Here is a 10,094-nt window from a genome sequence, read left to right as displayed (position 1 = left end):
AACGCCAGAATCGACAAAGGGCGCCTTTCGGCGCCCTTTCACAAACAGGTCGGCTTGTCATCGCCCGGTACCTGCCTGGCTCTGCGATGGCTGGTTACCCAGGATCCTCAGAGTCTCACAAGCCCCTTTCGGGAACGCGGGCAGTATTGCTTGAAACTTAACGGGAGACAACGGGTGGCGACTCGCCCAACTGTGCCACCTCTGATGGCATCACAGGCCAAGAGCGTTGCGTACCGCGGCTTTGATTGCGTAAAACTCAGATAAATCACTAGGACGGATCCATTACTTGAAGTGTCCTGAGTGCGGTGATTTGCTCGCTTTCACTTCCCTTCAACCTTACGCGTCAACAACTCCACAAACGCCTTGGCCATCGGCGACTTCTGATCCTTGCGCTGCACCAGCCACACCGCCGAAATCGCCTCCGGATCGAGCAACGGCCGATACACCACACCATCGATACGCATCCGCTGATAAGACGCCGGCAACACCGATACCCCCAAACCCGCCGCCACCAGCCCGATGATGGTCATCGCCTCGCCAGCCTCTTGAGCAAAGTGCGGGCTGAAGCCGGCGTCCCGCGCCAGAGTGAGCAGTTGTGCGTACAGACCGCTGCCATAGCTGCGCGGGAAAAATACGAACGGCTCGAGGGCCAGAGCGGACAGGAACAGACCTTCTTCGCTGCCATCCACCAGCGGATGCTTGGAGCTGAGCACCGCCACCAATGGCTCACGCATCAGTTCCACCACGCTGAGGGAGTCCGGCAAGCCCAACGGTCGCATGATGCCGACCTCGATCGACTCGTCCACCAGCGCATCGGCCACTTGGGTGCTGCTCATTTCCCGCAGGTTCAGGTGCACCGCCGGGAAGCGCTGGCGAAACGAGAAAATCGCCTGGGGAATGGTCGAGTTGAACGGCGCCGACGAGGTGAAGCCGATCTTCAGTTCACCCAATTCACCAAGTTGTGCCCGCCGAGCCACATCCGCCGCTTTGTCGACCTGCGCCAGCACCAGCCGCGCCTCTTCCAGAAACAGCCGACCGGCCTCACTCAGCTCGACCCGACGATTGGTCCGCTCGAACAGACGCGCCCCCACTTCCTGTTCCAGCGCCTGAATCTGCTGGCTCAGCGGCGGCTGCGAGATGCCCAGCACTTGGGCGGCGCGGCCGAAATGCAGTTCTTCGGCGACGGCAATGAAGTAGCGTAGGTGACGCAATTCCATGAAAACTCCATTAGGTCGTTAAACCTATCAAACAGGTCGAATAATATATTGGATAGAAACATTAGCCAGCTATATGATTTTTTCATTGCCTGACCGGCTGCGTCCTCCGAGGTCCGAAGTGAAAACTGCTGTCGCCCCACTCGCCCATGAAATCCCGCCCGCCGCGCTGAATGATGTCGTCGCTGAACACAACGAGATCTACATCGAGAAAGGCACACCGATGTTTATGCGCACGGTGCTGGCGCTGTTCTCCGGAGGCTTCGCGACCTTTGCCCTGCTCTACTGCGTGCAGCCGATGATGCCGCTGCTGTCCCGCGAGTTTTCCATCAATGCGGCCCAGAGCAGCCTGATCCTGTCGGTCGCCACCGGCCTTCTCGCCATCGGCTTGCTGATCACCGGCCCCATCTCCGATCGCATCGGGCGTAAACCGGTGATGGTCGCCGCACTGTTCGCCGCCGCACTCTGCACCATGGCCAGTGCGATGATGCCGAGCTGGCAAGGCGTGTTGGTGATGCGGGCGCTGGTCGGGCTGTCGCTCAGCGGTCTGGCGGCGGTGGCAATGACTTACCTGAGTGAAGAAATTCACCCGCAGCACATCGGCCTGGCCATGGGCTTGTACATCGGTGGCAACGCCATCGGCGGCATGTGTGGACGCTTGATCGTCGGGGTGCTGATCGACTTCGTCAGCTGGCACACGGCAATGCTGGTCATCGGCGGCCTGGCGCTGATTGCCGCTGCGGTGTTCTGGAAAATCCTCCCCGAGTCGCGCAATTTCCACGCCCGCTCGCTGCACCCGCGTAGCCTGCTCGACGGCTTCACCATGCACTTTCGCGACGCCGGCCTGCCGCTGCTGTTTGTCGAAGCGTTCGTGCTGATGGGTGCGTTCGTTACCCTGTTCAACTACATCGGCTATCGCCTGCTGGCCGAGCCGTATCACATGGACCAGGCCTTCGTCGGGCTACTCTCGGTGGTGTACCTGTCGGGCATCTACAGCTCGGCGAAAATCGGCGCCCTGGCCGACCAGCTCGGCCGGCGCAAAGTGCTCTGGGCAACCATTGTGGTGATGCTCGCGGGCCTTGCGTTGACGATGTTTACGCCCCTGCCAGTAGTGATCTTCGGCATGCTGGTCTTCACCTTCGGCTTCTTCGGCGCGCATTCGGTGGCCAGCAGCTGGATCGGTCGTCGCGCGACCAAGGCCAAGGGGCAGGCAACGTCGTTGTACCTGTTCAGCTATTACGCCGGGTCGAGTATCGCGGGGACGGCGGGCGGCATGGCCTGGCATCTGGGTGGCTGGAACGGGATCGGGCTGTTCATCAGCGGATTGCTGGTGATTGCGCTGTTGGTGGCGTTGAAATTGGCGAAGTTGCCGCCGTTGGAGAATTTGAAAGCTTAAGGCTGCGATCTTTTGATCTTGATGCAAAAACGCCCGGCAAATGCCGGGCGTTTTTTTTATCGGGTGACGATCACTCGTGATACTGCGCCGACAGCTCATGCACCGCGCGCAGGAATGCACCGGCATGCTCCGGATCAACTTCCGGCGTAATGCCATGGCCGAGGTTGAACACGTGGCCACTGCCCTTGCCGTAGCTGGCGAGGATCCGGCCGACTTCGGCGCGGATGGCTTCTGGCTTGGCGTAAAGCACGGTCGGGTCCATGTTGCCTTGCAGGGCGACTTTGTTGCCGACGCGTTGGCGGGCTTCGCCAATGTCACAGGTCCAGTCCAGGCCCAGCGCATCGGCGCCGGCGTCGGCGATGCTTTCCAGCCACAGGCCGCCGTTCTTGGTGAACAGGATGACCGGCACTTTGCGGCCTTCGTGTTCGCGGATCAGCCCGCTGACGATTTTGCGCATGTAGGCCAGGGAGAATTCCTGATACGCCGCCGCCGAGAGATTGCCGCCCCAGGTGTCGAAGATCTGCACCGCTTGCGCGCCGGCCAGGATCTGGCCATTGAGGTACGAGGTGACCGACTGCGCGAGCTTGTCCAGCAGCAGGTGCATGGCTTGCGGGTTGTCGTAGAGCATGGCCTTGGTCTTGCGGAAGTCTTTCGACGAACCGCCTTCGACCATGTAGGTGGCCAGGGTCCATGGGCTGCCGGAAAAACCGATCAGCGGCACGCGGCCGTTCAGTTCGCGGCGGATGGTGCTGACGGCGTCCATCACATAGCCGAGGTCTTTCTGTGGATCAGGAATCGGCAAGGCTTCGATGTCAGCCAGGGTGCTGACGACTTTCTTGAAGCGCGGACCTTCGCCGGTCTCGAAGTACAGGCCTTGGCCCATGGCATCGGGGATGGTCAGGATATCGGAGAACAGGATCGCCGCATCCAGTTGCGGATAGCGGTCGAGCGGTTGCATCGTGACTTCGCACGCGAACGCCGGGTTCATGCACAGGCTCATGAAGTCACCGGCCTTGGCACGGCTGGCGCGGTATTCAGGCAGGTAGCGGCCGGCCTGGCGCATCATCCACACGGGGGTGACGTCTACGGGTTGCTTGAGCAGGGCGCGGAGGAAACGGTCGTTCTTCAGGGCAGTCATGTCGGCATCCGGAAAAAAAGTGCGGGCATTTTCTCAGAGCGCGACGCAAAAGGCACGGCGAGAGCCGATCCTTTTGTCTATCGGGTCAATTTGTCGCGGTTTCGGCATCGAAAGATCGTTCCCACACAGAGCGTGGGAACGATCAGTGGAGGGTTAAACGCCCAGGTAATCCAGGATCCCTTCAGCGGCATTGCGGCCTTCGAAGATCGCCGTCACCACCAGGTCGGAACCGCGCACCATGTCGCCACCGGCGAAGATTTTCGGGTTGCTGGTCTGGTGCTTGTACTGGCCTTGCTCCGGCGCCACGACGCGGCCCTGGCTGTCGGTCTGGATGCTGAACTGCTCGAACCACGACGCCGGGCTTGGACGGAAACCAAACGCGATGACCACGGCGTCGGCCGGGATGATCTCTTCGGAACCCGGGATCGGCTCGGGGCTGCGACGGCCACGGGCGTCCGGTTCGCCGAGACGGGTCTCGACCACCTTCACGCCTTCGACACGGTCTTCACCGACGATTGCGATCGGCTGGCGGTTGTAGAGGAATTTCACGCCTTCTTCCTTGGCGTTCTTCACCTCTTTGCGCGAGCCCGGCATGTTCGCTTCGTCACGACGATAGGCACAGGTCACCGCCTTGGCGCCCTGACGAATCGAGGTACGGTTGCAGTCCATCGCCGTGTCGCCGCCGCCCAGCACCACCACCTTCTTGCCTTTCATGTCGACGAAATCTTCCGGCGACTTTTCAAAGCCCAGGTTGCGGTTGACGTTGGCGATCAGGAAGTCCAGCGCATCGTGCACGCCCGGCAGGTCCTCGCCGGCGAAGCCGCCCTTCATGTAGGTGTAGGTGCCCATGCCCATGAAGACCGCATCGAATTCTTCGAGCAGTTGTTCCATGGTCACGTCCTTGCCCACTTCGGTGTTCAGGCGGAACTCGATGCCCATGCCGGTGAAGACTTCGCGGCGATTGCTCAGCACGGTCTTTTCCAGCTTGAACTCAGGAATGCCGAAGGTCAGCAGACCGCCGATTTCCGGGTTCTTGTCGAACACCACCGGCGTCACACCGCCACGCACCAGTACGTCGGCACAGCCCAGGCCCGCAGGGCCCGCACCGATTACCGCAACACGCTTGCCAGTCGGCTTGACCTTGGACATGTCCGGACGCCAGCCCATGGCGAACGCGGTGTCGGTGATGTACTTCTCGACCGAACCGATCGTCACCGCACCGAAACCGTCGTTGAGGGTGCAGGCACCCTCGCACAGACGATCCTGAGGACACACCCGGCCGCAGACTTCCGGCAGGGTGTTGGTCTGGTGCGACAGTTCGGCGGCCTGGAGGATGTTGCCCTCGGCCACCAATTTGAGCCAGTTGGGAATGAAGTTGTGCACCGGGCACTTCCATTCGCAATACGGGTTACCGCAACCCAGGCAGCGGTGGGCCTGGTCGGCCGACTGCTGGGGTTTGAACGGTTCGTAGATTTCCACGAACTCTTTCTTGCGTTGACGCAACAGTTTCTTCTTCGGATCCTTGCGCCCGACATCGATGAACTGGAAGTCGTTATTCAGACGTTCAGCCATAGTTAAAACCTCATCAAACTCTTCAGGCGCATATCACTGCGGGTTGGCACGGGTGCTGGAAAGCAACGATTTCAGGTTGGCAGCCTTGGGCTTGACCAGCCAGAAACGACGCAGATAGTCATCGAGGTTTTCAGCGAGGTTACGACCCCACTCGCTGTCGGTTTCCTCGACGTATTCGTTCAGCACGCGTTGCAGGTGGCTGCGATAGGCTTCCATCGCCTCACCGCTGATCCGCTGGATTTCCACCAGTTCGTGGTTGACCCGGTCAACGAAGGTGTTGTCCTGGTCGAGCACGTAGGCGAAACCGCCGGTCATGCCTGAGCCGAAGTTGTAACCGGTCTTGCCCAGAACGCAGACGAAACCACCGGTCATGTACTCGCAGCAGTGATCGCCTGTGCCTTCCACCACAGTGTGAGCACCGGAGTTACGCACCGCGAAACGCTCGCCCGCGGTGCCGGCGGCGAACAGCTTGCCGCCGGTGGCGCCGTACAGGCAGGTGTTGCCGATGATGGCACTGTCCTGAGTCTTGTAGAGGCTGCCTTTCGGCGGAACGATGACCAGTTTGCCGCCGGTCATGCCTTTGCCGACGTAGTCGTTGGCATCGCCTTCCAGGTACATGTTCAGGCCGCCAGCGTTCCACACGCCAAAGCTCTGACCCGCCGTGCCTTTGAAGCGGAAGGTGATCGGCGCGTTGGCCATGCCCTGATTGCCGTGCTTGCGAGCGATTTCACCGGAGATCCGCGCGCCGATGGAGCGGTCGCAGTTGCAGATATCCAGGGCGAAATCGGCACCGCTCAGGTCATTGATTGCCGAGGTGGCCATGTCGACCATTTTCTCGGCCAACAGGCCTTTGTCGAACGGCGGGTTGCGGTCGACCTGGCAGAATTGAGGCTTGTCTGCCGGGATGTGATCGCTGCCGAGCAACGGAGTCAGGTCCAGGTGGTTCTGCTTGGCGGTCTGGCCTTCGAGGACTTCCAGCAGATCGGTACGGCCGATCAGCTCTTCGAGGGAGCGCACGCCCAACTTGGCCAGCCACTCACGGGTTTCTTCGGCGACGTAGGTGAAGAAATTCACCACCATGTCGACGGTCCCGATGTAGTGATCCTTGCGCAGCTTCTCGTTCTGAGTCGCAACGCCGGTGGCGCAGTTGTTCAGGTGGCAGATACGCAGGTATTTGCAACCCAGGGCGATCATTGGCGCGGTGCCGAAGCCGAAGCTTTCAGCGCCGAGGATCGCGGCCTTGATCACGTCGAGGCCGGTTTTCAGGCCACCATCGGTTTGTACCCGGACTTTGCCGCGCAGGTCGTTGCCACGCAGGGTCTGGTGGGTTTCGGCCAGGCCGAGTTCCCACGGTGCGCCCGCGTATTTGATCGAGGTCAGTGGCGATGCACCGGTGCCGCCGTCGTAGCCGGAGATGGTGATCAAGTCCGCGTAGGCCTTGGCCACACCGGCCGCGATGGTGCCGACGCCCGCTTCTGCCACCAGTTTCACCGAAACCAGCGCATTCGGGTTGACTTGTTTCAGGTCGAAAATCAGCTGCGACAAGTCTTCGATCGAATAGATGTCGTGGTGCGGCGGAGGCGAAATCAGGGTCACACCCGGCACTGCGTAACGCAGCTTGGCGATCAGACCGTTGACCTTGCCGCCTGGCAACTGACCACCTTCGCCGGGCTTGGCACCCTGGGCGACTTTGATCTGCAGCACTTCAGCATTGACCAGGTATTCCGGAGTCACACCAAAGCGGCCAGTGGCGACCTGCTTGATTTTCGAGCTCTTGATGGTGCCGTAGCGCGCCGGGTCTTCGCCGCCTTCGCCGGAGTTCGAACGCGCACCGAGGCGGTTCATGGCTTCGGCCAGGGCTTCGTGGGCTTCCGGCGACAGAGCGCCCAGCGAAATACCAGCGGAGTCGAAGCGCTTGAGCACCGATTCCAGAGGCTCGACTTCGCTGATATCCAACGGCGTGTCGAGGGTCTTGACCTTGAGCAGGTCGCGGATCATCGACACCGGGCGGTTATCCACCAGTGACGTGTATTCCTTGAACTTGCTGTAGTCACCCTGCTGCACAGCGGCTTGCAAGGTGTTGACCACGTCCGGGTTGTAGGCGTGATATTCGCCACCGTGGACGAACTTCAACAGACCGCCCTGCTGGATCGGTTTGCGCGGGCTCCAGGCTTCGGCCGCCAGGGCTTTCTGCTCGGCTTCAATGTCGACGAAACGTGCACCCTTGATGCGGCTTGGCACGCCACGGAAGCTCAGTTCGCAGACTTCTTCGGACAGACCGATGGCCTCGAACAGCTGCGCACCGCGGTACGACGTGATGGTCGAGATGCCCATCTTCGACAGGATCTTGAGCAGGCCCTTGGTGATGCCTTTGCGGTAGTTCTTGAACACCTCATAGAGGTCGCCCAGCACTTCACCGGTACGGATCAGGTCGCCCAGCACTTCATAGGCCAGGAACGGGTAGACCGCCGAGGCGCCGAAACCGATCAGCACCGCGAAGTGGTGCGGATCACGAGCGGTCGCGGTTTCCACCAGAATGTTGGAGTCGCAACGCAGGCCTTTTTCGGTCAGGCGGTGGTGCACGGCACCGGTCGCCAGCGAAGCGTGGATCGGCAGCTTGCCCGGAGCAATGTGACGGTCACTCAGTACGACCTGGGTGCGACCGGCGCGAACGGCTTCTTCAGCCTGATCGGCGACGTTACGCACCGCGGCTTCGAGACCGACGCTCTCGTCATAGTTGAGGTCGATGATCTGACGCTCGAAGCCTGGGCGATCGAGGTTCATCAGCGAGCGCCACTTGGCCGGAGAAATGACCGGCGAGCTGAGGATCACGCGCGAGGCGTGTTCCGGCGACTCCTGGAAGATGTTGCGCTCGGCACCGAGGCAGACTTCCAGCGACATGACGATGGCTTCGCGCAGCGGGTCGATCGGCGGGTTGGTGACCTGCGCGAACTGCTGACGGAAATAGTCGTACGGCGTACGCACGCGTTGGGACAGCACGGCCATCGGCGTATCGTCGCCCATCGAGCCGACTGCTTCGTAGCCTTGCTCGCCGATCGGACGCAGCACTTGGTCGCGCTCTTCGAACGTGACCTGGTACATCTTCATGTACTGCTTGAGCTGATCGACGTCGTAGAACGCCGAACCGTGGTCGTTGTCTTCCATGGTCGCCTGAATGCGCAGGGCATTCTTGCGCAGCCATTGCTTGTACGGATGACGGGACTTCAAGCGGTTGTCGATGGCGTCGGTGTCGAGGATCTGACCGGTTTCGGTGTCCACGGCAAAGATCTGGCCAGGGCCGACTCGCCCCTTGGCAATCACGTCTTCAGGCTGGTAGTTCCAGACACCGATTTCCGACGCCAGGGTGATGAAGCCGTTCTTGGTGGTGACCCAACGCGCCGGACGCAGGCCGTTACGGTCGAGCAGGCACACCGCGTAGCGACCATCGGTCATTACTACGCCAGCCGGGCCGTCCCACGGTTCCATGTGCATCGAGTTGTATTCGTAGAACGCACGCAGGTCCGGGTCCATGGTTTCGACGTTCTGCCACGCAGGCGGAATGATCATCCGCACGCCACGGAACAGGTCGATGCCACCGGTGACCATCAGCTCGAGCATGTTGTCCATGCTGGAGGAGTCGGAACCGACACGGTTCACCAGCGGGCCGAGTTCATCCAGATCCATCAGATCATTGGTGAACTTGGTGCGACGGGCCTGCGCCCAGTTGCGGTTGCCGGTGATGGTGTTGATTTCGCCGTTGTGGGCAAGGAAGCGGAACGGCTGCGCCAGCGGCCATTTCGGCAGCGTGTTGGTCGAAAAGCGCTGGTGGAACACGCAGATCGAAGTTTGCAGGCGCTGGTCGCTCAGGTCTGGATAGAAGGCGGTCAAATCCGCCGGCATCATCAGGCCTTTGTAAATAATGGTCTTGTGGGAAAAGCTGCAGATGTAGTGATCGACATCGGCGGCGTTGGCCACGGACGAACGACGACGGGCGCTGAACAGCTTGATCGCCATGTCCTGATCGCTCAGGCCTTCACCACCGACGAACACTTGCTCGATCAGCGGCAGGCGCTCGAGGGCCAGGCGGCCGAGGACGCTGGTGTCGATCGGCACTTTGCGCCAGCCGACCAGGGTCAGGCCTTCGGCCAGGATTTCGCGGTTCATGTTCTCGCGAGCGGCTTCGGCTTTCACCGGATCCTGGTTGAAGAAGACCATGCCCACGGCATATTGCTTGGGCAGTTCGACGCCGAAGGTTTCCTGGGCGATGGCACGCAGGAACACATCCGGCTTTTGAATCAGCAGACCGCAACCGTCACCGGTCTTGCCGTCGGCGTTGATCCCACCGCGGTGGGTCATGCAGGTCAGGGCCTCAATGGCCGTTTGCAAAAGGGTATGACTGGGCTCGCCCTGCATATGGGCTATCAGGCCAAAACCGCAGTTATCCTTGAATTCATCTGGTTGGTACAGACCTGCTTTCATAGACACTTTCTCACCAGGCTGCCTCTTTTCGAGGCAAATTTCTTTTCAATTCAACCAGTTACCATCCACGCCGAACGTACGCCAGCTTTGCGGGGCAAAAGGGAGGTCATTGTACACACCGACACAGAGGCCCACAAATTTGACGACGAAATGTCGCAAATCTATGTCGCATTTGTGAAAGGTTTAAAGCGATATGCTGTGCTAGTCAAAACTTTTTTAATTTTGACCGCAGCGACTCAAAGACTACTGTGACGCAGACACCACAAGGCACGCGGTCTGTAGAGACGGCATGCGC

Annotated in this window: 5 protein-coding genes; 1 reads left to right on the top strand and 4 read right to left on the bottom strand. The window is 60.5% G+C overall.

What is annotated here, in order from left to right; translation table 11 throughout:
* Positions 1 to 320 precede the first annotated feature (320 nt).
* Positions 321 to 1,217 carry a LysR family transcriptional regulator gene (locus LOY36_RS01995; RefSeq protein ID WP_086944120.1) on the bottom strand — a complete coding sequence of 299 codons (897 nt, stop codon included), beginning with the start codon at positions 1,215 to 1,217 and terminating at the stop codon, positions 321 to 323.
* Positions 1,218 to 1,335: 118 nt separating this feature from the next.
* Between LOY36_RS01995 and LOY36_RS01990 the strand changes: the two genes are divergently transcribed.
* Positions 1,336 to 2,610, top strand: a complete 1,275-nt coding sequence (locus tag LOY36_RS01990; protein WP_258672098.1) for an MFS transporter — start codon at positions 1,336 to 1,338, stop codon at positions 2,608 to 2,610.
* Between the two features lie 70 nt (positions 2,611 to 2,680).
* On the opposite strand, the gene hemE is transcribed toward LOY36_RS01990, so the two are convergent.
* The 3 genes from hemE to gltB all read right to left on the bottom strand — a co-directional run bounded on the left by hemE (position 2,681) and on the right by gltB (position 9,799).
* Positions 2,681 to 3,748 carry a uroporphyrinogen decarboxylase gene (gene hemE, locus LOY36_RS01985; protein WP_018928609.1) on the bottom strand — a complete coding sequence of 356 codons (1,068 nt, stop codon included), beginning with the start codon at positions 3,746 to 3,748 and terminating at the stop codon, positions 2,681 to 2,683.
* A gap of 153 nt (positions 3,749 to 3,901) precedes the next feature.
* Positions 3,902 to 5,320 carry an FAD-dependent oxidoreductase gene (locus LOY36_RS01980; protein ID WP_007936832.1) on the bottom strand — a complete coding sequence of 473 codons (1,419 nt, stop codon included), beginning with the start codon at positions 5,318 to 5,320 and terminating at the stop codon, positions 3,902 to 3,904.
* Between the two features lie 33 nt (positions 5,321 to 5,353).
* A complete protein-coding gene (gene gltB, locus LOY36_RS01975) occupies positions 5,354 to 9,799 on the bottom strand; it encodes a glutamate synthase large subunit (RefSeq protein WP_258672097.1) in 4,446 nt (1,481 codons plus the stop codon).
* Between the last annotated feature and the right edge of the window lie 295 nt (positions 9,800 to 10,094).

The sequence above is a fragment of the Pseudomonas sp. B21-019 genome (genome assembly GCF_024749225.1).
Taxonomy (GTDB): Bacteria; Pseudomonadota; Gammaproteobacteria; order Pseudomonadales; family Pseudomonadaceae; genus Aquipseudomonas.
This window is presented reverse-complemented; position numbering and strand designations above follow the sequence as displayed.